22 protein-coding genes are annotated in these 23,412 nt (G+C 57.7%); 3 read left to right on the top strand and 19 right to left on the bottom strand.

Annotated elements, in window-relative coordinates:
* The first annotated feature begins 31 nt into the window (after positions 1 to 31).
* On the top strand, positions 32 to 1,402 hold the full coding sequence (locus tag AC0XWG_RS04235; protein ID WP_128348634.1) for an NAD-dependent succinate-semialdehyde dehydrogenase: 1,371 nt from the start codon (positions 32 to 34) through the stop codon (positions 1,400 to 1,402).
* Positions 1,403 to 1,452: 50 nt separating this feature from the next.
* Here AC0XWG_RS04235 and AC0XWG_RS04230 read toward each other — a convergent pair whose 3' ends face one another.
* Entirely contained in the window at positions 1,453 to 1,998 is a 546-nt protein-coding gene (locus tag AC0XWG_RS04230) for a YfaZ family outer membrane protein (RefSeq protein WP_028016547.1), read from the bottom strand.
* A gap of 410 nt (positions 1,999 to 2,408) precedes the next feature.
* Here AC0XWG_RS04230 and AC0XWG_RS04225 point away from each other — a divergent pair, with 410 nt between their 5' ends.
* Complete coding sequence (locus AC0XWG_RS04225) at positions 2,409 to 3,767, top strand: esterase-like activity of phytase family protein (RefSeq protein WP_475680400.1); 1,359 nt, start codon at positions 2,409 to 2,411, stop codon at positions 3,765 to 3,767.
* Between the two features lie 430 nt (positions 3,768 to 4,197).
* Here AC0XWG_RS04225 and yjiA read toward each other — a convergent pair whose 3' ends face one another.
* From yjiA to hpaG, 14 genes are all read right to left on the bottom strand, one after another.
* On the bottom strand, positions 4,198 to 5,151 hold the full coding sequence (yjiA, locus tag AC0XWG_RS04220; protein WP_257246782.1) for a GTPase: 954 nt from the start codon (positions 5,149 to 5,151) through the stop codon (positions 4,198 to 4,200).
* Between the two features lie 10 nt (positions 5,152 to 5,161).
* The gene (locus AC0XWG_RS04215; protein ID WP_003856610.1) at positions 5,162 to 5,365 is read right to left on the bottom strand and encodes a YbdD/YjiX family protein; all 204 of its coding nucleotides are present in this window, start codon (positions 5,363 to 5,365) and stop codon (positions 5,162 to 5,164) included.
* Positions 5,366 to 5,419: 54 nt separating this feature from the next.
* Positions 5,420 to 7,573: a carbon starvation CstA family protein gene (locus tag AC0XWG_RS04210; protein WP_028016551.1), complete on the bottom strand. Its 2,154-nt coding sequence runs from the start codon at positions 7,571 to 7,573 to the stop codon at positions 5,420 to 5,422.
* 190 nt (positions 7,574 to 7,763) lie between these two features.
* Positions 7,764 to 8,681 carry a helix-turn-helix transcriptional regulator gene (locus AC0XWG_RS04205; protein ID WP_028016552.1) on the bottom strand — a complete coding sequence of 306 codons (918 nt, stop codon included), beginning with the start codon at positions 8,679 to 8,681 and terminating at the stop codon, positions 7,764 to 7,766.
* A gap of 179 nt (positions 8,682 to 8,860) precedes the next feature.
* Positions 8,861 to 9,370 carry a 4-hydroxyphenylacetate 3-monooxygenase reductase subunit gene (locus AC0XWG_RS04200; protein WP_134708246.1) on the bottom strand — a complete coding sequence of 170 codons (510 nt, stop codon included), beginning with the start codon at positions 9,368 to 9,370 and terminating at the stop codon, positions 8,861 to 8,863.
* Between the two features lie 17 nt (positions 9,371 to 9,387).
* Positions 9,388 to 10,950: a 4-hydroxyphenylacetate 3-monooxygenase, oxygenase component gene (hpaB, locus tag AC0XWG_RS04195; RefSeq protein ID WP_128348637.1), complete on the bottom strand. Its 1,563-nt coding sequence runs from the start codon at positions 10,948 to 10,950 to the stop codon at positions 9,388 to 9,390.
* A 195-nt stretch (positions 10,951 to 11,145) separates the two neighbouring features.
* Positions 11,146 to 12,036 carry a 4-hydroxyphenylacetate catabolism regulatory protein HpaA gene (hpaA, locus tag AC0XWG_RS04190; protein ID WP_014068745.1) on the bottom strand — a complete coding sequence of 297 codons (891 nt, stop codon included), beginning with the start codon at positions 12,034 to 12,036 and terminating at the stop codon, positions 11,146 to 11,148.
* Complete coding sequence (gene hpaX / locus AC0XWG_RS04185) at positions 12,008 to 13,354, bottom strand: 4-hydroxyphenylacetate permease (protein WP_108089512.1); 1,347 nt, start codon at positions 13,352 to 13,354, stop codon at positions 12,008 to 12,010. Before hpaX ends, hpaA begins: the two co-directional genes overlap by 29 nt.
* A 21-nt stretch (positions 13,355 to 13,375) precedes the next feature.
* Entirely contained in the window at positions 13,376 to 14,173 is a 798-nt protein-coding gene (gene hpaI, locus AC0XWG_RS04180) for a 4-hydroxy-2-oxoheptanedioate aldolase (RefSeq protein WP_128348638.1), read from the bottom strand.
* A 9-nt stretch (positions 14,174 to 14,182) separates the two neighbouring features.
* Positions 14,183 to 14,986 carry a 2-oxo-hept-4-ene-1,7-dioate hydratase gene (gene hpaH, locus AC0XWG_RS04175; RefSeq protein ID WP_128348639.1) on the bottom strand — a complete coding sequence of 268 codons (804 nt, stop codon included), beginning with the start codon at positions 14,984 to 14,986 and terminating at the stop codon, positions 14,183 to 14,185.
* A 105-nt stretch (positions 14,987 to 15,091) separates the two neighbouring features.
* Positions 15,092 to 15,472: a 5-carboxymethyl-2-hydroxymuconate Delta-isomerase gene (locus AC0XWG_RS04170; protein WP_049007411.1), complete on the bottom strand. Its 381-nt coding sequence runs from the start codon at positions 15,470 to 15,472 to the stop codon at positions 15,092 to 15,094.
* A gap of 9 nt (positions 15,473 to 15,481) precedes the next feature.
* On the bottom strand, positions 15,482 to 16,333 hold the full coding sequence (hpaD, locus tag AC0XWG_RS04165) for a 3,4-dihydroxyphenylacetate 2,3-dioxygenase (protein ID WP_108089515.1): 852 nt from the start codon (positions 16,331 to 16,333) through the stop codon (positions 15,482 to 15,484).
* A 1-nt stretch (position 16,334) separates the two neighbouring features.
* Positions 16,335 to 17,801, bottom strand: a complete 1,467-nt coding sequence (gene hpaE / locus AC0XWG_RS04160; RefSeq protein ID WP_475680399.1) for a 5-carboxymethyl-2-hydroxymuconate semialdehyde dehydrogenase — start codon at positions 17,799 to 17,801, stop codon at positions 16,335 to 16,337.
* The gene (gene hpaG / locus AC0XWG_RS04155) at positions 17,798 to 19,075 is read right to left on the bottom strand and encodes a 4-hydroxyphenylacetate degradation bifunctional isomerase/decarboxylase (protein ID WP_475680398.1); all 1,278 of its coding nucleotides are present in this window, start codon (positions 19,073 to 19,075) and stop codon (positions 17,798 to 17,800) included. The genes hpaE and hpaG overlap by 4 nt, the downstream gene beginning before the upstream one ends.
* 270 nt (positions 19,076 to 19,345) lie before the next feature.
* On the opposite strand from hpaG, the gene hpaR reads away from it, so the two are divergent.
* Complete coding sequence (hpaR, locus tag AC0XWG_RS04150; protein ID WP_028016562.1) at positions 19,346 to 19,789, top strand: homoprotocatechuate degradation operon regulator HpaR; 444 nt, start codon at positions 19,346 to 19,348, stop codon at positions 19,787 to 19,789.
* Position 19,790: 1 nt separating this feature from the next.
* Here the strand turns inward: hpaR and AC0XWG_RS04145 are convergent, their stop codons facing one another.
* From AC0XWG_RS04145 to AC0XWG_RS04130, 4 genes are read right to left on the bottom strand one after another with little or no spacing between them, the layout of a single operon-like run.
* Positions 19,791 to 21,047 (bottom strand): FAD-dependent oxidoreductase, encoded by a 1,257-nt coding sequence (locus AC0XWG_RS04145; RefSeq protein ID WP_475680397.1) that lies wholly within the window; start codon positions 21,045 to 21,047, stop codon positions 19,791 to 19,793.
* Positions 21,034 to 21,288, bottom strand: a complete 255-nt coding sequence (locus AC0XWG_RS04140; protein WP_028016564.1) for a (2Fe-2S)-binding protein — start codon at positions 21,286 to 21,288, stop codon at positions 21,034 to 21,036. Before AC0XWG_RS04140 ends, AC0XWG_RS04145 begins: the two co-directional genes overlap by 14 nt.
* Positions 21,285 to 22,388, bottom strand: coding sequence for an NAD(P)/FAD-dependent oxidoreductase (locus tag AC0XWG_RS04135; protein ID WP_128348643.1), 1,104 nt, complete (start codon positions 22,386 to 22,388; stop codon positions 21,285 to 21,287). The genes AC0XWG_RS04140 and AC0XWG_RS04135 overlap by 4 nt, the downstream gene beginning before the upstream one ends.
* On the bottom strand, positions 22,385 to 23,326 hold the full coding sequence (locus AC0XWG_RS04130; protein ID WP_128348644.1) for a 4-hydroxyproline epimerase: 942 nt from the start codon (positions 23,324 to 23,326) through the stop codon (positions 22,385 to 22,387). Before AC0XWG_RS04130 ends, AC0XWG_RS04135 begins: the two co-directional genes overlap by 4 nt.
* Positions 23,327 to 23,412 lie beyond the last annotated feature (86 nt).

The following is a 23,412-nucleotide window of genomic DNA, read 5'->3' as shown; positions in this document are numbered from 1 at the left end:
TACCCTAAGCGGTAAAACAAGGAGATTCGACATGGCTTATCAGACAGTAAATCCTGCCACTAACCAGCTCATCAAAGAATACCCCTCTCATACCGACGCGGATATCGAAGCGGCACTGAAGGTGGCCGATGCGCTCTACCATTCAGAATGGGCGAAAGGCGACATCAGCCAGCGCCTGCCGGTACTGCATAAGCTTGCCGACCTGATCGACCAGCGCACCGAGGAGCTGGCTAAAATCGCCAGCCAGGAGATGGGTAAGCTCATCGAACAGAGCCGCGGTGAGGTGAAGCTGTGTGCGAAAATCGCCCGCTATTATGCTGATAACGCGAAACAATTCCTGGCCCCGGTGAAGTATGAGTCTGAACTCGGGGAAGCGTGGGTGGAGTATCACCCCATCGGCGTGCTGATGGCCGTCGAGCCGTGGAACTTCCCGTATTACCAGCTGATGCGCGTTCTGGCGCCGAACCTGGCGGCGGGTAACCCCGTGCTGGCAAAACATGCCAGCATCGTGCCGCACTGCGCCGAGGCGTTTGCCCATCTGGTGCGCGAAGCGGGGGCACCGGAAGGGGCGTGGACTAACCTGTTTATCTCGTCCGATCAGGTGGCGAACATCATCGCCGACGATCGCGTGCAGGGGGCCGCGCTGACCGGTTCCGAAAAAGCCGGTAGCGTCGTGGCTGCGCAGGCGGCGAAGCACATTAAGAAATCGACCCTTGAGCTAGGTGGTAACGACGTCTTCGTGGTGCTTGATGATGCGGACCTGGACAAAGCCGTGAAGATTGGCGTGAATGCGCGACTCAACAACGCCGGGCAGGTCTGCACCGCGGCGAAGCGTTTTATCCTGCACGAGAAAATTGCAGATGCCTTCCTCAGCAAATTCACCGAGGCGTTTAAGCAGGTGAAGATTGGCGATCCGCTGGACAAAAGCACCACGCTGGGGCCGCTGTCGTCTAAAGATGCCCTGGAAACGCTGACCAGACAGGTTAACGAAGCGGTGAAAAACGGTGCGACGCTGCACTATGGCGGCAAACCGGTGCCGCGAGACGGGAGTTTCTTCGAGCCGACGATCCTGACGACTATCTCGCGCGACAATCCGGCGTATTTCGAAGAGTTCTTCGGCCCGGTGGCGCAGATGTTCGTGGTGAAAAACGATGACGAGGCGGTTGCGTTGGCCAACGACTCCCACTACGGCCTGGGCGGGGCGGTATTCAGTCAGAATATCGAGCGCGCGAAGAAAATGGCGTCGGGGATTGAAACAGGGATGGTGTATATCAACTGGCTCACCGATACCGCGCCAGAGCTGCCGTTTGGCGGCGTGAAGCGCTCCGGCTACGGACGCGAGCTGTCGGATCTGGGGATCAAAGAGTTTGTGAACCAGAAGCTGGTAGTAGTGCGTAAGTAAGAGGTAATAAAAAACCTGCCAGACGGCAGGTTTTTTATCTGTGCGGAGCCTTAGAAGCTCACGCCGCCGCCCACATAGGCGCCGTCAATCAGCGTATGGCCAGGACGGCCGTCTTTGCCATCTACGCTCACGTGACGGTAACCCACTTTCAGGGTCACTGGCGTAATTGGCGTCCAGCTTACGCCACCATTGGCTTCAACGTAGTTTTTCACGCTGTTGTTCAGACCTTCTGGAGCGACATAACCTTCACCAAATACGTGAATGCTGTCGGTCAGGGCAACGTTAACGCCGCCACCAATCGGGAACGCCACGCCGTTATCGCCTTTTTTCGGGCCAAGGTAGATCGCCTTCGCGCCCGCATTCAGCATGACCGGGCCGACTTCCAGGTTGTAACCTGCACCCACTCCACCTGTCTGGGTGCCGTCGTCAGTGTTTTTAAGCCAGTTGCTTTCGGCATACAGGCCAGACGAGGATTTACCCATTTCCAGATTGAGGTTGGTAAAGTTTTTACCCTGCTCAATGCTGCCACCCATCGCCAGTGCGGAACCCGAGATAGCGGTCAGAGCAGAAAGAAGAAGGATATTCAGTTTTTTCATGTTTTATGCCTCGTCATCAAATTAATCTTACGGCACCTTAACAAGCGATGTTTATGACTGCAAATGTGGTTAGGATCAACTTTTTATACTGTAAATGTTAATTTTATTGCTCAAGTTGTTATGAAAGTGTTTTGTTTTAGGGGTGTCAACGCGTGATTTTCTGCTGTTTAAGAACAGTTTAATTTTTTGACTAAACATAAACTGAACGAGGCGGGGATAATCATTCGGAATGCATTAATGGCATTTCTAATAATTTCCAGAAATGTTTCAGGTGTCATACAAAACCACAAAAAATTACATTTCTGGCGCTGATTATACGTTCAACTGCTCGGCCCTGTTTCCTCGCAATGTCATTTTTCTGACACGTTGATTCTTTACGGTGTTGGCTTCACTCTATGGATGCTAACAATATGAAAAGAAAAATTATTCCTGTACTTATCGGTTGTGCGCTCTCTTTCTCTGGCCTGGCGGCGCAGCCCACGGCTGAACACTATGTCGTTAGCTTTCCCGAAGGCTCCCACGTGAGCTACAGCGGGGCGTTTGCGGATGCTTTCCCGCATGGACTTCCTGTCGGAATCGGTTCTGGCCTGTTGTTCACCGGCAAGCAGGGCGATGCGCTGACCTTCGTGACGGTTACCGATCGTGGTCCGAATGCGGACGCGCCAAAAATGGGTAAAAACGAAGCCAAAATTTTTGTTACGCCGGATTTCGCGCCGCTGCTGATGACCATCCGCGTCGAGAACGGCAAAGCAGAAGCAACGGACGCCCGTCCGCTGCATGACGATAAAGGCGAGATTAACGGGCTACCGCTGCAAAGCGGCGTGATTGGCTCCACCAATGAAGTGGCATTCAGCGACACGTTAAAGACGCTGAAGGGTGACAACCGCGGGCTGGACACGGAAGGCATCACGCCGGACGGCAAAGGCGGATACTGGCTGTGCGACGAGTATGGTCCGTTCCTGATAAACGTCGACAGTAGTGGGAAAATCCTGGCTATTCATGGGCCGCAGGCGGCGGAAGGGGAAAAATCCATCGCGGGCGGTCTTCCAAACATTATCAAATGGCGTCAACCGAACCGGGGCTTTGAAGGCCTGACCCGCATGCCTGACGGACGCATTATTGCCGCTGTGCAAAGCACGCTGGATATCGACGGTAAAAGTAAAAAACAGGCGCTGTTTACGCGTCTCGTCAGCTTCGACCCGGCGACCGGGAAAACCGCGATGTACGGCTATCCCATCGATAGCTCCGCCTACAGTAAAAACAGTGATGCCAAAATTGGCGACATTGTGGCGCTCGATGACCAGCACATCCTGCTGATTGAGCAGGGAAGCGATAAAAACGACGGGATGCGTAACCTGATCTACAAGGTGGATCTCAGCAAGGCGAGCGACCTTTCCGCCTTTGACAAGCCGGGCGAGTACCCGGAGTTTGATGATGAGAAGACCCTGGCGCAGCGCGGCATAACCCTTGCGGTGAAAACGCAGGTCGTTGATTTACGCGCCCTCGGCTGGCAGCAGGAGAAGGCCGAAGGGCTGGCGCTGATCGACAGCAAAACGCTGGCAGTGGCGAACGATAACGACTTTGGCGTAAAGGTGGCGATGCAAAACCCGGTCGAGGGCAAGAAGCTCAAGGATTATCGGGTGAACGCAGAAGGTAAGCTGACGCTGGATGATAAACCGGTGGAAACCACGCTCAGCGTGAAGCCGCTGAAGAAGCCGGACTCAGACAGCGAGCTGTGGATTGTGACGCTGCCGGAGGCGGTGAAATAAGTATCCCCACAAAATAATGCCTGCACAGACGGCCCCCTCTCCCTTGAGGGAGAGGGCTGGGGTGAGGGGGAACATACGACTCTGGTGGTCATTCCGTTCACTTTATGTTCATTGCTACTCTATAACAGCATGACCTGTGAACGTGCCAGGGCGGCTCAATCGCCGCCGCCCTGGCAACCCGGGCTCCCGGCGGTAAATCGCCGCTTCGCGGTACCCTCAGCTTATTCCTTCAGGCTATCGGGTCGGGCATGAGCCTGCATCCCTGCAGGCCACGCCCTCTCGGCGCATCCCTGCGCCTCGCCCCGGCCTTACGGAAACGCCTCGGCGATTTACAGCCGGACCAGGACATCGCTGTAATTTATTCATTTTCCTGATACAAAGCTCATCGCTTCAGGTTAATAAATTACTGGGCAGAGGGGATGCATAGCGTTTATTTCTGTAGTCCCGCAAATGCCGCCCGAATTTCCTCTTCCGGCAGCTGGATGCCAATAAACACCATCACGCTGCGTGGCGTTTCCTCACCCCACGGCCTGTCCCAGTCGGCGCTATATAAACGCTGTACACCCTGGAACAGCAGGCGGTTTGGTTCACCGTGTATCCACAGCATCCCTTTGTAGCGCAGCAGCTTGTCGGCAAACGACAGCAGCAGGTTCTCCATCACTCGCGAAACCTCGCCGATGTCCACCGGATAATCCAGCTCCACCACAATCGACGCCACGTCGTTTTGCTTATCTCCCATAAAGTGGAAGCGCGGCTTCGAGGTGACATTCTCTTCCAGCATAAAGCCATTGGTGTTGAACAGTTGAGACAGGTCGATATCCCCGTGCGTCACCGTGTAAATCGGGGCGCGGGAGTTGATGCGCGTCAGGCGCTCGCGCAGTTTTTCGCTCTCGCCCGCCACGTCGGTTTTGGTCAGCAGAATGCGGTCGGCATAACCCACCTGAGACTGAGCAATGGTGAACTGGTTCATCTGCTCGTCGGCATGGACGGCATCGACAAGCGCAATCACGCCGTCCAGCAGGTAGCGCTGGCAGAGGATCTCATGGGAGAAAAAGGTCTGAATAATTGGGCCGGGGTCAGCCATGCCGGTGCATTCAATCACCAGGCGGTCGAAATTGATGTCACCACGATCGCGGCTGTCTAGCAGGTCCAGCAGAGCGTCTTCCAGTTCGTTAGAGCGGGTGCAGCAGATGCAGCCGTTGGTCAGGGTTTTGATCTGCGTGGCGCGATCGCCGATCAGCTGATCGTCTACCGAAACTTCGCCAAACTCGTTTTCGATAACGGCGATTTTGAAGCCGTGCTGCTCGTTCAGAATATGGCGCAGCAGGGTGGTTTTACCTGCGCCGAGGAAACCGGTCAGCAGGGTGACGGCAATCGGGGTCATGGTGTCTCCTTTAGCAGCAGCGGACGCCGCCTTCTCCACTTCCGCCGTAGCGCGCTTCCTGACGCTCGCGGAAGAATTCGGTGTAGGTCATGTACGGCTTATCCGGATGGTTGGTCTTCATATGCTCAACGTAGTTGTCATAGTCCGGAATGCCAATCAGCATTTTCGCCGCCTGACCGAGGTATTTTTTTGCTTCGCCTAAGTTACCAAACATAACGTGTCCTGATAAGAACAAAGCCCCGCCGAAGCGGGGCTGGATATGACGTCATTAATGGTGTGAAGAGGTCTTCACGCCGCCTTCCGGCACCGGCACATACGGGGTTTCTTTATCCGTACGACCCTCGGCGTTACGCACTTTCAGCCAGGTTTTGATGCCGTAGAAGATGATGCTGTACACCACCACCAGGAACAGAATACTCAGACCCGCGTTGGTGTAGTTGTTCACCACGATATGGTTCATGTTGGCAATCTGCTGCGCAGTCAGGTCTGCGCCGCCTGCGGCAATCTTCTCTTTGTACTGGTTAGCCATAAAGAAGAAGCCTTCCAGCTGCGGGTTGGCACTGAACAGTTTCAGGCCAAGTGCCCAGGTGGTGCAGAGCAGCAGCCACAGCGCAGGGACCACGGTGACCCAGATGTATTTGGTGCGTTTCATCTTCACGAGGACAACGGTGCCGAGTACCAGAGCAACGGCTGCGAGCATCTGGTTAGAGATACCGAACAGCGGCCACAGGCTCTTCACGCCGCCCAGTGGGTCGACAACGCCCTGATACAGCAGGTAACCCCACAGGCCAACACAACCCGCCGTGCCCAGTACGCCCGCAACCAGAGAGTCGGTTTTCTTCAGGAATGGCACGAAGTTACCCAGCAGATCCTGCAGCATGAAGCGGCCAGCACGGGTACCGGCGTCCAGCGCGGTCAGGATGAACAGGGCTTCAAACAGAATACCGAAGTGGTACCAGAAGCCCATGTCCGCCCATGGCAGCACTTTGTGGAACACGTGCGCGATACCGACAGCCAGCGTTGGAGCACCACCTGCACGGTTCAGCACGGACGGTTCGCCGATGTCTTTCGCGGTCTGCATGATCTGCTCAGGCGAAATCACGAAGCCCCAGGAGCTGACGGTCGCTGCAGCATGTGCGCTTGCGTCTTTCAACTGCGCCATAATCAGCGCCGCGTTGTCACCACCCATCTCATGCAGGTTTGGCATGGTAATGCCCAGACCCGCCGGAGGCGTGTTCATCGCGAAGTAGAGACCCGGTTCGATAATGGACGCAGCAACCAGCGCCATGATCGCCACGAAGGATTCCATCAGCATGGCACCGTAACCGATCAGACGTGCGTCTTTCTCGTTCGCCAGCAGCTTAGGTGTGGTACCTGAAGAGATCAGCGCGTGGAAGCCTGATACAGCACCACACGCGATGGTGATGAACAGGAACGGGAACAGCGCGCCTTTCCACAGTGGGCCAGTACCGTCGATGTACTGCGTCACTGCTGGCATTTTCAGATCCGGGTTAATCACCAGGATACCGATCGCCAGACCGACGATCACGCCGATTTTCAGGAAGGTCGCCAGGTAGTCACGCGGAGCCAGAATCAGCCATACCGGCAGCAGAGCGGAGATAAACGCATAACCGATCAGCGCGAAGGTGATGGTAGTGTCCTTAAAGGTCAGCGCCGGGCCCCAGTACGGGTCGTGCGCAATCACGCCGCCGAAGTAGATGGAGGCCACCAGCAGCACGATACCAATCACCGACACTTCGCCCACGCGTCCAGGGCGCAGGAAGCGCATGTAGATACCCATGAACAGCGCAATCGGCACGGTAGAGCAGACGGTGAAGACACCCCACGGACTCTCAGCCAGGGCTTTCACCACGATCAGAGCAAGCACCGCGAGGATGATGATCATAATCAGGAAGCAGCCGAACAGGGCGATAGTCCCCGGCACGCGGCCCATCTCTTCTTTGACCATCTCACCCAGAGAGGCGCCGTTACGACGAGAAGAGATAAACAGCACCATAAAGTCCTGCACCGCACCCGCCAGCACGACACCGGCGAGCAGCCACAGGGTGCCCGGCAGGTAGCCCATCTGCGCGGCCAGTACCGGGCCGACCAGCGGGCCAGCGCCAGCGATAGCGGCAAAGTGGTGACCAAACAGCACGTAGCGGTTGGTTGGCACATAGTTCAGGCCGTCATTGTTTATGACCGCCGGAGTGGCACGCGTCGGGTCGAGCTTCATGACCTTCTGCGCGATGTACAAGCTGTAGTAGCGATAAGCAACAAGATAGACGGAAACCGACGCGACCACGATCCACAGGGCGCTTACGTGCTCGCCCCGGCGTAATGCGACAACCGCCAGACAAAAAGCGCCGAGGATCCCGAGTAAGGCCCAGGGCACGTGCTTCAGTAGTTTTTTAGTATCCATAATAGACCTGGTTTTTTATGTAAAGAAAAAAGGGTCAGGGTTCGTTGTGAGGAGGTGTTGATTAATGCTGGTGGGATCTTGCCAGAACGTCGCGTGTGTAAAGGAGGGTAAATGGATGAGTGGTTGAAAGTGCCAGGTAAGCGGTCAAAGGTGGCGGCGAGTGGTTCCGGTTCGCCGCCAGCGGTCAGAATTATGTGATTGAGATCACTTGGTTATGCGCGCTGCTCTCCATTGCCAGGTAGCTTTCCAGTGTTCGGATGAGTTTCTCCTTAAGCCAGCTCGGCTCCAGGATCTGAATGTCTGGCAGCCAGTAGAAAAGCAGCGGCAAGATCTGATTTTCGTGTGCCGCCTGACAGCGCAGCGTGACGCCGCCGTGTTGCTCCTCCAGCAACTCTTGCTCCGGCAGGAGATCGCGGCGCAGGAAGTAATGTGAAATATTATTTTTAATAAATATTTTCACTGCGAAAGTATCTTCCGACACCCAGGGGTCGAGGCTTTTTTCCAGCAGCTCGCGGGCATTCTCTTCAGGAGTGAAGGTGGTCGTATGAATATCAAGCCAGCTAATCTGACTCAATGAGAAGGATTTCAGTCTGCCATTCTCGGTGGCTTGTAAATACCATATATTTTTTTTGTTAATCAGTTTATAGGGATTAATCAGGCGGGTTTTACTCTTATAAACGATCTGGCAAACATTATGGTTCTTAATCGATTTCTCGATTTTCGCTAAATGACGACGAATATCGCGTTGTACCGTGTGTTCTGCTTCATTCCCAAGGATAAGAATATGGTTTTCGTCAACGCGTGTTTCAAGTTTCTGCCAGAATTCCGTATTTCTTTCAGGGAAAAAGCTATCAGCATTCAGGAAGTTAGCCAGTGAGTGATGTAATCCTTGTCCGCCGGGAGATTGTGAAGAATGGATCAGTCGATATAGCCCATTACCGGTATGTTCAACAATCGGAGAGAGTGCATTTAAATCCCGGTAGACGGTACGCTCGGTAATTTTAAATTTTTCCATTAGCGCACTGCGGTTTACCACACCGTTTAAATGTAGTTCAACCAGAATATCGACCAGACGTTCAGCCGAGCGGCTCCGCGTCGTTTTAGCCATAAGGTCATCCTGTATATTTGTGTATGCGCTGAATGATGCGGATGGCACTGACAACAGATGTCAGTATTCAGGCACAGAAAATTTCTCTTATGGTTATATAACGGCGTGATTTAGTGGAAACCTTAGGAATTTTTGTGGAAAGCGGCGCTGGCCGGAAAAAAAGACCAGCGCGATAGGGGTTATACTGCGGCTTCCGTCTCCATCATGACCGGGTGAAAACGGCGTTTGAAGTAGATCAGGCCATGTTCCGCGTCACTCAGAATGATATTTTTAATTTCAACGAGATAGACAAGATGCGTACCGATGGTTTGCACCTGGCTTATCTCGCCCTCAAGGCTGGCCAGCGCGCCTTTCAGCACCGGCTGTGCCAGCGCGCCGTTCTGCCAGCAGGAGAGCGCAAAGCGCTCCTCCATGGCCATACCGGTCATTCCGGCGAAGTGGCGAGCCATGATCTCCTGCTCGTGGTTCAGCACGTTAACGCACAGCCTGCCGTTGCCCTGAAATACCGGGTTCATGGCGCTATTGGCGTTGATGCATACCATCAGCGATGGTGGTGTGTCCGTTACCGAGCAGACGGCGGTGGCGGTGATCCCGCAGCGACCAGTTTCACCCTCGGTGGTGATAACATTCACTGCGGCCGACAGACTGGCCATCGCATCGCGAAAACGCAGACGTTGTTCTGATTGCATTGTCATCTCCCGCTGCGTTATTTCAGCAGCTTATCCAGCATGTTGATATCGCTGTTGTTGTGCAGGTGCGGCACCGTCCAGCCGTGTTGGTCGTACTCGGACATGCAGCGGTCGACCATTGCCATCATCTTGTCCATGTTGCCGGAGCTCTGCGCCTGACGCAGACACTGCAGGCGGATCTCATCCTGGCTACCGGAGTAGTTGATTTCGTACAGCTCGTGACGGCCGCCAAATTCGCTGCCGATGGCGTCCCACATCAGTTTTAAAATCTTGATGCGTTCGACGTGATCCATACCGTTGGAGCCGCGCACGTATTTCGCCAGATACTGGTCGATCTGCGGGTTGTTCAGATCCCGGGCACTGGACGGCAGGTAGATCAGACCGGACGTCACGTTACGTTCGATGATGTTCTTGATCTTCGCGTAGGCCATCGGTGCCATTACGCGGTAGGTTTGCAGCGCGGCGTGATCCGGCAGATACGCACCGTTGACCCACGGCGTGGCTTCAGAGCACATGGAGTCGCTCAGCGCCCAGAACATGTTGCGCCAGGCCACCACTTCGCCGAGATCTGCCTGCACGCCGCGGAACTCCAGGGTACCGGTACACTCCAGGGATTTCTTCAGCAGGGCAGTGATGAAGTCGAGCTTCACCGCCAGACGTACGCAGGCCTGCAGAGGGTACATACGGGCAAAGCCACCTTCCATTGTCCAGCGACGGCAACGGTCGAAATCGCGGTAGATCAGCACGTTTTCCCACGGGATCAGCACATTGTCCATCACCAGGATCGCGTCGTTCTCGTCGAAGCGGCTGGAGAGCGGGTAGTCGTACGGGGAGCCTGTTGCGCCTGCCACCATCTCGTAAGAGGCGCGGGAGATCAGCTTCACGCCTTCGGCATCCATCGGGGCGACGAACATCAGCGCGAAATCCGGGTTTTCGCCCATCACCTGCGCGGAGCCGAAGCCAATCATGTTGTAGTGAGTCAGCGCCGAGTTGGTGGCCACCACTTTCGCACCGCTGACGATAATTCCCGCGTCGGTCTCTTTCTCCAGCTTGATGTAGACATCTTTCACTTCATCGGCGGGTTTATGGCGATCGATCGGGGGGTTAACGATCGCGTGGTTGAAGTACAGGCCGGTTTCCTGAATGCGGGTGTACCAGTTGCGAGCGTTCTGTTCGAACTGACCGTAGAAGGCCGGGTTAGCGCCGAGCGCGCAACCAAATGCCGCTTTGTAATCCGGCGTGCGACCCATCCAGCCGTAGCTCAGGCGCGACCACTCGGCGATGGCATCACGCTGCTGGCGCAGGTCGTCGGCACTTTTCGCCACGCGGAAGAACTTATGGGTATAGCCGCCACTGCCCGTATCGGTACCCCAGCACAGCGTGTCCTGCATGTCCGGCTTGTGCAGGGCATCGTACATCTGCGCGATGGAGGCTGCCGCATTACGAAATGCCGGGTGGGTGGTGACGTCTTTGACGCGCTCGCCGTAGATATAAATCTCACGACCGTCCTGCAGGCTTTTTAAATACTCTTCGCCGGTTAAGGGACGTTTGGTATCAGCGCGGAAATCTTCTGGCTTCATAGGGACCTCGTATCGGAATAGAGTTGTTAAATTTATGTTTTGTTTTTGTTGTTTAATTGAAGCGTGATAGAGGGGCGGCGTGAAGGGACGATTGGGACAACAACAGGTACTTTTCGGGTGGGTGTGGGTTTTGTGATCTGTGCTGCTTTTCGGCGGGTGGCGCTGCGCTTACCCGCCCTACGGAGCGTTGCCCCATTACGACACCGGTACTTTCTGTGCCCGATAGCTGCTGGGTGAGCATCCCACTAAGCGATTAAAAAATCGGGCGAAATAGGCCGGATCTTTAAACCCCAGCTGCCAGGCAATCTCGTTCACCGCGCTGTCGGAAAAAAGCAGCAGCCGTTTGGCCTCGCGCAGTTGCCGGTCGAAGATCAGCCGTTTCGGTGGGCGGTTGGCGAAGCGGCGGCAGATATCAGTCAGGCGCGATTCGGTGAGATGCAGTTCGCAGGCGTAGTCCGGCACCGTCCAGTGCTGGTGGTAGTGGGTGTCGATCATCTGGTTAAAACGCTGGAACAGCTTCAGCTCGCCGCGGATCCCGCTGGCGGCGTGGTCGTCGAGCTTTGCGTTGCGCAGCAGCAAGGTGAACACCGCCTGGGCCAAAAGTACCAGCGTATGTTCGCGTCCGGGCAGCTGTTCCGTGGATTCGCGTTCGATCAGCCGCCAGTAGTGTTTCAGCGCTGCCAGCTCGTCCGGCTTGTCGGCGAGGGACAGGCAGATCCCCGGCAGGCCGAAGGTTTCACGCGTGCCGGGATAGAGCACCTCCAGCAGCGGCCAGATCAGATCTTCGCGTACCGTCAGGACATGCCCGTCGCTGTCGGATTCGGTGATAAAGGCGTGCGGCACCGACGGCGGCGTGAGCACAAACAGCGGTGCCTGCACCGAATAGCGATGATCGTCGAGCTGAAGCTCAATTTGCCCGGTATCAAGAAAGTGCATCTGAAAGAACTGGTCGTGGCGATGGGCCTGCATATCGCGGCCAAAAAAGGCCGCCATGCGCGCGAACGACTGGTAGTGCACATCGTCGGTGCCCAGACTTTCGTCGTACTCCTTGCTGATATCAATGTTGGCGATGGGGCTCTGGCACATGGCCGCTCCTCTGCTGATCCCGGTGCGTCATCGGGATGCGTGTTAATACCAGCGCTCCGACCACCAGCAGACCGGCGACAAACCACAGTCCTGAACTGAAGCTTCCTGTCGCATCACGCAGAATGCCGATCAGCAGCGGGCTGACGGCAGATCCCACGTTGCCGATGGCATTGATCACCGCCAGTGCCACCGCGCGGGATTGCAGGCTAATAACCTGATCCGGCGTGGTCCAGAATATCGCCATGGCGGTAAACGATCCGGTTGAGGCCATGATGATGCCAAGTAGTTGGATCAGACTGTGATCCGTCGCCGAGGCCAGCATCCATCCCGCCGCCGCGAACAGATACGGCAGGATGGTGTGCTTTTTTCGCTCTTTCAGCCTGTCGGAGCGGCGGCTCCACCAGATCATCCCGAGGATGGTACAAAACTGCGGGATCGCCGCCAGCAGGCCGATCACGATATTGCTGCTGTGGCTGTTAAAGCTTTGCAGGATCTGCGGCGTCCAGATGTTGATTGCACTCAGCGTGTTGGTCAGACAGAAGTAGGCCAGGGTGTAGAGCAGCACCGCAGGGGTCAATACTTCACGTAGCGTCGAGCGCGGCGTGGCGGAATGCGCAACGGCAAGCTCCTGCTCGCGGGCGATCATGGTTTTGAGCGCCTGCTTTTCGTCATCATCAAGCCAGGTGGCCTGATCCGGCGTGTCGTTAAGGAAGAACCAGGTCACCACGCCAAGCACCACGGACGGCAGGCCTTCCAGCAGGAACAGCCACTGCCAGCCTTTCAGGTTCCATAGCCCGTCCATCGCCAGAATGTACCCGGAGAGGATCGAGCCGAGCATCATGGTCACCGGCATGGCAATCATAAACAGCGCGTTGGCGCGGGCACGGTGATACGCCGGGAACCACCAGGTGAGATACACCAGGATCCCCGGCAGAAAACCGGCTTCGGCAATACCCACCAGCATACGCAGGACGTAGAGCGTCTGCGGGCTGGTGGCGAACATGGTGCAGGTCGAGGCAATGCCCCACACCACCATGATCCCGGCGATCCAGCGGCGTGCGCCGATCTTTGCCAGCATGATGTTGCTCGGGATCCCACACAGCACGTAAGTGACGTAAAACAGCGTTGCCGCCAGGCCAAACATGGTGGAGGTCAGGCCCAGATCTTTGCCCATCGTCAGCCCGGCAAAGCCAATGTTAATGCGGTCGAGAAACGAAAAGACAAACAGGATAAAGAGAAACACGATCAAGCGACGGAACAGTTTGTTAATGACGCGATGTTCAACAGCTTTATTATTTTGCAGGGTAGAGGTCGTCATGGTGCGCTCCAGATCTTACGTTTAGTAGACGGATTTATTGTTATTAACTGACGTAACCGGTTTTTCGATAAATCTTGCAGCCAGGGCTTCGGCGCTGCGGGCGAGCAGGGTGGTATCAACGCCGACGGCGACAAACAATGCACCGAGTTCGAGATAGCGTTTTGCCAGCGCTTCATTCGCCATCAGGATGCCGGGCGCTTTACCTGCGTCGCGTATCTGGGCAATGGCCTGTTCGATAGCGGCCTGTACGTCTGGGTGCTGCGGATTACCCGCAAAACCCATGTCGGCGCTGAGATCCGCCGGGCCGATAAACACCCCGTCGACCCCTTCCACGTCCAGGATCTGCGGCAGATTTTTTAGCGCCTCGCGGGTTTCGATTTGCACCAGTACGCACATGGCATCGTTCGCCTGTTGCAGGTAATCCGGGATACGGTTCCAGCGCGACGCACGGGCCAGCGCACTGCCCACACCGCGAATACCCGCAGGGGGATAACGGGTAGCGCTTACCGCCAGCCGGGCTTCATCGGCGTTTTGCACCATCGGTACCAGCAGGGTTTGCGCGCCCACGTCGAGCAGCTGTTTGATCTGCACTGGATCGTTCCACGACGGGCGCACGACCGGCTGGCTGGCGTAAGGCGCAATTGCCTGTAGCTGCGTTAAGACGGTTTGCACATTGTTTGGCGCGTGTTCACCGTCGATCAGCAGCCAGTCGAAGCCCGCGCCTGCCAGCAGTTCGGCGCTGTAGCTGCTGGTCAGCCCCAGCCATAACCCAATTTGCGGCGTTCCGGATTTCAGCGCCGCTTTGAATGCGTTTTGCATGGTTGTCTCCTAGACGAAGCGGCAACTGATGGAGCCCATGTTGCCGTAGTCGACATGGAAGGTATCGCCCTTGCTGGCAGCCACCGGGCGGGTAAACGAACCGCCGAGGATGATTTGCCCCGGTTCAAGCTGCACGTCGTACGGTGCCAGTTTGTTCGCCAGCCACGCCACGCCGTTCGCCGGATGGTTCAGCACGCCTGCTGCGACGCCGGTCTCTTCGATCACGCCGTTGCGATAGAGCAGGGCGGAGATCCAGCGCAGATCCAGCTCGTCGGGTTTAATCGGGCGCCCACCGAGGATCACCCCAGCGTTGGCGGCGTTGTCGGAGATGGTGTCGAACACTTTGCGCGGGCGTTGGGTGTCGGGATCGATGTTGTGGCAGCGGGCGTCGATCAGTTCCAGCGCCGGGATCACGTAATCCGTAGCGTTGTAGACGTCGAAGATCGTGCAGTTCGGGCCGCGCAGCGGTTTGGCCAGCACGAAGGCCAGCTCCACTTCGATGCGCGGCACGATAAAGCGATCGACAGGGATGTCGCTGCCGTCGTGGAAGAACATGTCGTCCAGCAGCGCGCCGTAATCCGGTTCGCTGATCTGCGAGCTGGCCTGCATCGCTTTGGAGGTCAGGCCGATCTTGTGGCCTTTCAGTACGCGGCCTTCGGCGATTTTCAGGCTGACCCATTCGCGCTGCACGGCGTAGGCGTCGTCGATGGTGATCGTCGGGTAGTCCAGCGAGATCTGGCGGATCTGCTCGCGGGATTGCTCCGCCTGGTGCAGACGATGGGCGATCAGGGAATGGGTGTGTTTATCGAGCATGGCGTATCCTTTGTGCGGCTGTTGCCGGGTGGCGCTTCGCTTACCCGGCCTACGTTCGAGCCGTTGTAGGCCCGGTAAGCGAAGCGCCACCGGGCGAAAAGATGTCTACTTAAACAACGCGTGCACGTTGTTTTGTTTGTAATTGAGCGTTGGGTGAAGCTCGTCGAGCTCAAACGACAGCGCCAGATAGCGAGCCGCCATCAGATCCGCGAAATGCGTTTTGATAAGCTCAAACAGCATCTCACCCACGGCCTCACGGCTCTCCAGGCTTCGCCCGGCACCGATTTTCAAGGTCATGTGTACAAAGGCGTAATCATGTTTGCCGTCGGCCATCTGCCAGGTATCCAGCCAGTGCGCGCGGCTGCGGATGCCCCCGAGCGGGAAAATGCCCGTGGCGGCCAGTGCCTCGTTCACTTTGGCGAACAGTCCCGGCAGATCGGCCTGCTCGCGGATATTGTCGGTACATTCAGCGATAAAATGCGGCATGGTGGCTCCTTAAGCGGGCAGTGGGAAAACAGCGTTGACCTGGCCGGTGCCGGAACTGGCAAACAGCTCGGTGAGAAACTCCACCTTGCCGTCGTAATTGTCCCAGCCGAGCATCCCCAGCAGCATCACCGTGTCGTGCATATTGCCTTCCCCATAGCAGTAGTCGGCGTACTCCGGCAGCATGCTGCAAAACTCTTTGAACTGGCCTTCGCGCCACAGCTTCACCACGCGCTCGTCCATCTGGCGGTCGAACTCGCGGGTGTAGCTGTTCATCCCTTCTTCCGCGCGCTGGTCGTCAATAAAGCGGTGCGACAGCGACCCGCTCGCCAGTACCGCGACCGTGCCGTTGTATTTCTCAATCGCGCTGACGATGGCTTCGCCGAGCCTGCGGCTGTCGGCGAAGTCGTGAACGGTGCAGAACGCTGAAATGGAGATCACTTTGAAGTGCTTGTCGCTGTTCATGTAGCGCATCGGCACCAGCGTGCCGTACTCCAGCTTCAGGCTCGGGATGTTGTGCGCTTTGGCGCGCACGCCAAGCTTCACCGCTTCGTCGGCGATAAGCTGGCCGAGCGCCGGGTTACCGTCGTAGTCGTAGGTCATGTCGCGGATAAAGTGCGGCAGCTCGTTGCTGGTGTAGATGCCGGAAAAATGGTCCGCACAGTTAATGTGGTACGCGCTGTTCACCAGCCAGTGGGTGTCGAAAACAATAATGGTATCGACGCCCAGCTCGCGGCAGCGCTTGCTGATCTCTTTGTGTCCGTCGATGGCCGACTGACGGCAGCCGTGGTTTTTCCCCGGCAGCTCAGAAAGGTACATCGACGGAACGTGGGTAATTTTTGCCGCTAACGCTAACTTGCCCATATCAGACTCCCCATTTTGGAATCGGATGGTCGCCCATAGAGATGCAGACGTTCTTCATCTCCGCAAACACTTCGAAGCTGTACTCGCCGCCCTCGCGGCCGGTGCCGGAGGCCTTCACGCCGCCAAACGGCTGACGCAGATCGCGCACGTTCTGAGTGTTCACAAACACCATGCCCGCTTCGATATTACGCGCCAGGCGCAGCACTTTGCTGACGTCCTGGGTCCAGATGTACGACGCCAGACCGTACTCCACGTCGTTAGCCAGACGCAGGCCTTCCGCTTCGTCTTTAAACGGCAGCAGGCACGCCACCGGCCCGAAGATCTCCTCCTGTGCCACGCGCATACGGTTATCGACGTCCGCGAGCACGGTTGGGCGCAGGAAGTTGCCGCCTCTCAGGTGCGCAGGCAGATCGGTCGGTTTATCCGGCCCGCCGGCCAGCAGGGCCGCGCCTTCTTCAATACCGAGACGGATGTAGCCGGAGACTTTCTCCCAGTGCTGCTGGCTGATCAGCGCGCCGACCTGCGTGTTCGGATCGGTCGGGTCGCCCACGCGCAGGCGGTTGGCGCGTTCCGCGAAGCGTTTGACGAATTCCGGGTAGATGCTCTGCTGAATGAAGATGCGCGAGCCGGCGGTGCAGCGCTCGCCGTTGATGGAGAAGATGGTGAACAGGGCGGCATCCAGTGCGCGTTCGATATCAGCATCTTCAAAAATCAGCACCGGTGATTTGCCGCCGAGCTCCATCGAGTACTTTTTCAGCCCGGCATTTTTCATGATGTTGCGCCCGGTGGCGGTACCGCCGGTGAAGGAGACGGCGCGCACATCGTGATGACGCACCAGCGCATCGCCTGCCGTCGCGCCATAGCCCTGCACCACGTTCAGCACGCCCGCCGGAATGCCGGCTTCCAGCGCCAGCTCGCCCAGACGGTCGGCCGTCAGCGGGGAAAGCTCAGACATCTTCAGCACCGCGGTATTGCCCAGCGCCAGACACGGCGCCACTTTCCAGGTGGCGGTCATAAACGGCACGTTCCACGGCGACACCAGCGCACACACGCCCACCGGCTGCACCAGGGTGTAGTTCAGCATCGTGTCATCGACCGGGTAGGTTTTGCCGTTCATCTGCTGGCACACCTCGGCGAAGAACTCGAAGTTGTGCGAGGCGCGCGGGATCAGCACGTTTTTGGTCTGATGGATAGGCAGGCCGGTGTCGGCGGTTTCCATTGCGGCTATTTCAGGTACGTTCTGGTCGATCAGATCGCCCAGGCGACGCATCAGGCGCGCGCGCTCTTTCATCGGCAGGTTGGCCCATTTCGGGAACGCCTCTTTGGCGGCCGCTACGGCCTGATTCACTTCGGCTTCGCCGCCGGAAGCGACTTCTGCCAGTACCTCGCCAGAGGCCGGGTTGGTAGTGTGGAAGTACTCACTTCCCGCCACGTTTTTACCGTTGATCCAATGGTTTATCTTTTTCATTTTGTCGTCTCCTCACTGACAATTCGGTTCACCAGGCGGCCCACGCCTTCTACTTCCACCACCACTTCGTCGCCAGGCACTACGTCGGAAAGCCCTTTCGGCGTGCCGGTGGCAATCATGTCGCCCGGTTGCAGGGTCATAAATTCGCTCAGGTATGCAATCAGGAACGGGATGCTGAAGATCAGGTCTGCCGTGGTGCCTTCCTGGCGTAATTCGCCGTTAACGAAGGTGCGCAGGGCCAGGTTGTGCGGGTCGGGAATGGCCGTTTTCGGCACCACGTTGGGGGAAATCGGCGTCAGCCCGTCGCGGCTTTTGACGCGCAGATTCGGGCGATAGTAGTTTTCGAGGTAGTCGCGGATGGCGTAGTCGTTGCACACCGTATAGCCCGCCACGTAGTCCATCGCGTCGGCTTCACTCACCTTGTGCGCGGTTTTGCCGATGACCACCACCAGCTCCGCCTCGTAGTGCATGTACTCAACGTTGTCCGGGCGTACCGACGTCTGGTTATCACCGTTAAAAGTGTTCGGGGCTTTGATAAACACCAGCGGCTCGGTGGGCGGTTTGAAGTCCAGTTCGCTGGCGTGGTCGGCGTAGTTCAACCCCAGGGCAAACAGCGTGGCATGCGGGTGCGGGCCGTGTGCGATGGCTACGTCGCGTTCATCCACCACCGGGTTTTCCAGCGGGGGAAAACCTTTCGCCAGAATGCGCACGCGATCGCCGGGCTGCAGGGGGACGCGGGAATGCGGAGTACCGAGCAGAATGGCATCACCGGGATTGAGGGTGGCGAATTCGCTCAGGGCGCTGAGCAGTTCGGCGGCATTGCGCTGCAAATCGGCCGTGTTCCAGTGGTCAGCTTCGCGGCCGTTGATCTCGGTGATGATGGTCAGGTTATCGACGTTATCAACGACGACAAGCTCACCCAGCGGACAAAAACCGTCACGGCATTTGGCCTTAATCGCCGGGCGGTAGAAACTCTCTTCCGGCAGGCTCACTTCATTGGCTAACGCATATCCCGCGATGTATGCCGCCGCGTCTTCCACGCGCACCTTGCTGGCGGTTTTGCCCACGACCAGTGCCACCGTCGCACCGCTTAACACGGTTTCCCCTTGTGGGAACGGAATGGGCTCGCCTGCGCGGATCACGGTGTTATGCGGTTTGATAAACCACACCGCCGTTTTTGGCGGCGTGGTGTAGGGGGCTTTTTCAAACGCGTCGCGCCAGGCATCACGCTGGCTTTGATGGTTCAATGCGACGGCAAAAACAGTACCTTTCATTGACTACTCCTCACCCTGAAAGTCCGGGTTGTGATTTCGTTAATATATTAATGATCTGGTTTTATGCTTTTGCTGTTCGTTTCGCAATCAGAAGTGAAAAATTTGTGATATGAATAACAATAAATTTACATATAGATAATTAAATATTTATTTATCATGTAGTTAATAAAATTGTGTTGTTTCTGTTAGACTTTTTGACGTAAAACGAGTTGTTTATAAAAACATCTTTTGTGTAATTGTTTACTTGTTAATGACTGGTGGGGAGAGGCTATGCATGATTCATTAACCATCGCGCTGTTGCAGGCGCGGGAAGCGGCGATGTCTTACTTCCGCCCGATTGTGAAGCGGCATAACCTGACCGAACAGCAGTGGCGGATTGTGCGCGTGCTGGCTGAACATCCGTCGATGGATTTCCACGACCTCGCGTTTCGGACCTGCATTTTGCGCCCGAGCCTGACGGGCATTCTGACGCGCATGGAGCGCGACGGGCTGGTGCTGCGCTTAAAGCCGGTGAACGACCAGCGCAAGCTGTACGTGTCGCTGACTAAAGAGGGTAACGCGCTGTACGAGCACGCCCAGGCGCAGGTGGAAGAGGCCTATCAGCAGATTGAAGCGGAATACACGCCGGAAAAAATGAAACAGCTAACGGCGCTACTGGAAGAGTTCATCGCGCTCGGCAATCGCCATATTGCCGAACGCGGGGAAGAGGAGTAACTCAGCCCTCCGGTTTTGCCAGGTGGATCAGCGTGTCGATACGCGCGGGAGAAAGCGGCTCGCGCGGTTGCGGCAGCGGCCAGCCGTACAGCCAGCGGGCGCTGGTGGCGCAGGTTTTCCCCTGACACGCGCCCATTCCGCAGCGCGAGGCGAGCTTCGCCGCCTGCCAGCTTTCGGCATGTTGCACATCGCCGCAGCGCACATCTTCGCAGCGGCAGAGCAGGGTGTCGGCAGTGATAACGTCTTTTAATGATTCCGGTAAGGTGAAGGTGGTATGAAGCGCCCGGGCAAAACGCTGCCAGCGTGCGCGGGTTGCGATGGCCTTTTCTGCTTTCCCGGGGTTATCCGCCGCGCTATAACCCGCAATCTCCCCTTCTGCCTGCGCCAGTTCGCTGCCGCCAAAACCGGTGCACTCACCCGCAGCATAGATATCCTGCACGCTGGTGCGTTGAGAAGCATCGACCCGGATAGCCTGATTTTCGGTTGTGCAGCCGAAGAGCAGACCGGGTTCAATATTGGGCACCAGCCCATAGCCGATAGCCAGCCTGTCGCACGCTATCTCACGGGTTTTTCCCCCGTGACGCACGGTGACAGACTGAAGGTGTCTCTCCCCCCGGGCGTGGATGACCTGGCTTGCCGGGTGATAGTGGGCCGGAAAAAGCTCGCCGAGCTGGAGCAGTTTTTCTGGCCAGCGCCAGAGCCCAGCCGCGAAACGGGCCAGCGCGCTCACCGGCGCCTGTTCGATGATGGCGACGATATTTCCGCCTGCGCGTTTCACCGTACCGGCGACCGCCAGCAGCAGTGGCCCGCTGCCGGCAATGACGACCCGCTCGCCGTTGAGCGGCAGGCCATGTTTAATCTGTGCCTGTAGCCCACCGGCTCCCGTTACGCCGGGAAGCGTCCAGCCAGGAAACGGCAGGGAGAGTTCCCGTGCGCCGCAGCATAAAATTAACCGCTGCCAGCGGATCTCGCCGCAACTGTCTGCGGTTTCAAAAACAACGCAATGCGATTCAGGGCGGGCAATCAACCGGGCGCCGTTCAGTAGCGTAATGCCCGGCTGTTCCGCCACTGCCTGCCGCAGGGGTAAGGCGCGCGGAGGCAGCGAAACCTGTGGACCATCACGCCAGATTTGCCCCCCAGGGCGCGGGTTGTCGTCAAGTACCATCACCGACTTTCCACAGCGTGCAGCGGCCAGTGCCGCCGACAGCCCGGCTGGCCCGGCACCGAGGACAAGGATCTCGCACTCAAACGTTCGCATGTTGGCTCCTTTCAATCACCATGTCGGGCTGGCATTCCGTCTGGCAGGCCAGCACCCGTCGTCCATTCACCGTGACGCGACACTCCTGGCAAACGCCCATGCCGCAGAAGGGGGCGCGCAGCTCACCGCTGACCGAACTTCGCGTCACGCCGCTACCCGTAAGTGCCAGCGCCGCTGCGATGCTGATGCCAGCAGGAACGTCGCAGGGTTTACCTTCAATAATCAGGTTCAGGGTCGTCATGCAATGGCCTCCTGTATTTGCAGCCGCGCGGGGAGCCAGGCATCCGGTGAAACGGGTGAGCGTTCGCCGAGGATCTGCGCGCAGAGCAGTTCGGCGGTTGCGGGGGCGGTGGTGACGCCCAGCCCTTCGTGCCCCAGTGCCAGCCAGATACCCGGCCGCGCAGGATGCGGGCCGATGAGTGGGTTGCCGTCTGCCGACGCGGCGCGAAAGCCGCTCCAGCAGCGAATGATATTGAGGTTATCCAGAGAGGGGAGAAAATGGCGCGCGCGTGCCAGCATGGCCGCCAGAAGCGGTAAATCCAGCTCGCGGTCGGTATTGTCGAACTGGCGGGAAGAGCCAATCAGCAGCTGCCCGGTGGGACGCGGTTGGACGTTAAACGCCACCGAGGTGCCACCCGCATGAGCGCTGGCACCGTATCCCAGCTCTACCAGCTGGTGGCTGAGCAACGGGGCGTAGCGATCGGTGATCGCCAGTTGGCCTTTTTTCGCCCGTAGCCAGTTTTCGCCAAGCAGCGCGTTGGCCCTCAGACCGCAGGCGATGACGATGGCGCGCGCGCGCAGGCGTTTGCCGCTGTGCAGGGTGACGTTGGGGGCATCGACTGCGAGGGCGCGGTCACGAAGATGCGTGACATCGGCATCATCAATTAACCAGCGAGCGACGTTCGGCGCGTAGACAATCCCGTCTCCGGGCACCCACAGCCCGCCGCTGAGCCGGGAGGTGAGCAGGGGTTCACGTGCGGCAAGCTGGTCGCGGGTCTGCATGTCGCTGGCGACCTGGTGTTGCGCCATCCGCCGTTGCTTTTCTTCTGCCAGTTCAAGCTCCTGCGGCGTTTCCGCCAGCCACAGCGTGCCGCATCCGCGCCAGGCGCAGCTTTCCGGCATCCGGGGCGTCAGTTCCCGCCAGCGTGCCAGAGACCAGGCTGAAAGGGTAAGCTCTGCGGGGTCGTCATCCATGCACACCAGATGTCCCATCCCTGCCGCCGTTGCGCCCGCGTTACCGTCGTCGATCAGCGTGACCCGCTGCCCGCGCTTTGCCAGTTGCCAGGCACAGGCGGCACCGACGATCCCGGCACCAATGACAATGACGTCGGTGTCGGTCACAACGTAATCCCCCAGCGGAACGGATCGTCAGGATTGAGGATCAACCGGTTATCGCCGCAGACCCATGCCTCACCACGGATCGTCGGGATGATCTTGTTGCCATGCTGCACGAAATGGGCGGTAAATTCGCTGCCGATGATGCTCGCTTGCCGCCAGGTTTCTCCCGGCCTGAGTTTGCCGTCTTCTGCCAGACAGGCCAGCTTGGCGCTGGTGCCGGTGCCGCAGGGTGAGCGATCCCAGGCTTTTCCCGGACAGAGCACAAAGCTGCGGCTGTCCGCGCGGTCATCCTCCGCGAAGAGTTCAATATGGTCGATGATACCGTCATGTTCACCGCGAATACCGGCACGTTCTAACCCTTCCCGGATCGCCCAGGCATACTCCGTTAACTGGGGGATCTTGTCCGGCGTCACTGCAAAAGGATGATCGTTGACGAGGAAGAACCAGTTTCCGCCCCAGGCGATATCGCCCGTGACCGTACCGTGAGCGGTTTCAACCTGCACCTGTTTGCGCCAGCGATACGCCGGGACGTTTTCTACCGAAACGCTGCCATCGTCGTGCAGCGTGGCGGTCACATCACCCACCGGGGTTTCAATCAGATGTTTGCCGGGCTGAATGCGGCCAAGCCAGGCCAGCGAGGCGACAAGCCCGATCGTCCCGTGACCGCACATGTTCAGAAAACCGCTGTTGTTGAAGAAGATGACCCCCGCCGTGGCCTTCGGCGATACCGGCACACACAGCAGAGCGCCGACCAGGACATCGTTGCCGCGCGGCTCAAGAATGATGGCTTTGCGCCAGTCGTCATAGTCGCGGGCGAAGCGGTCCCGGCGCTCGGCCATGTTTCCTGCGCCCAGATCCGGAAAACCGTCGATGACCAGGCGGGTCGGTTCGCCACCGGTGTGGGAGTCAATTACTCTCAGTTCGCTGTGCTGCGCTGTCATGGGATCTCCGGAAAGTTAACACCTTGTTGCTAAATGCTGGCGTAAGGCCGGGATTCCTGCTTGATCGCTTTCGTCACCAGAAATGA

Source organism: Enterobacter sp. DVT3837 (assembly GCF_056238685.1).
Note: the sequence above shows the minus strand (reverse complement) of the source record. Positions and strands in the feature narration are given on the sequence as shown.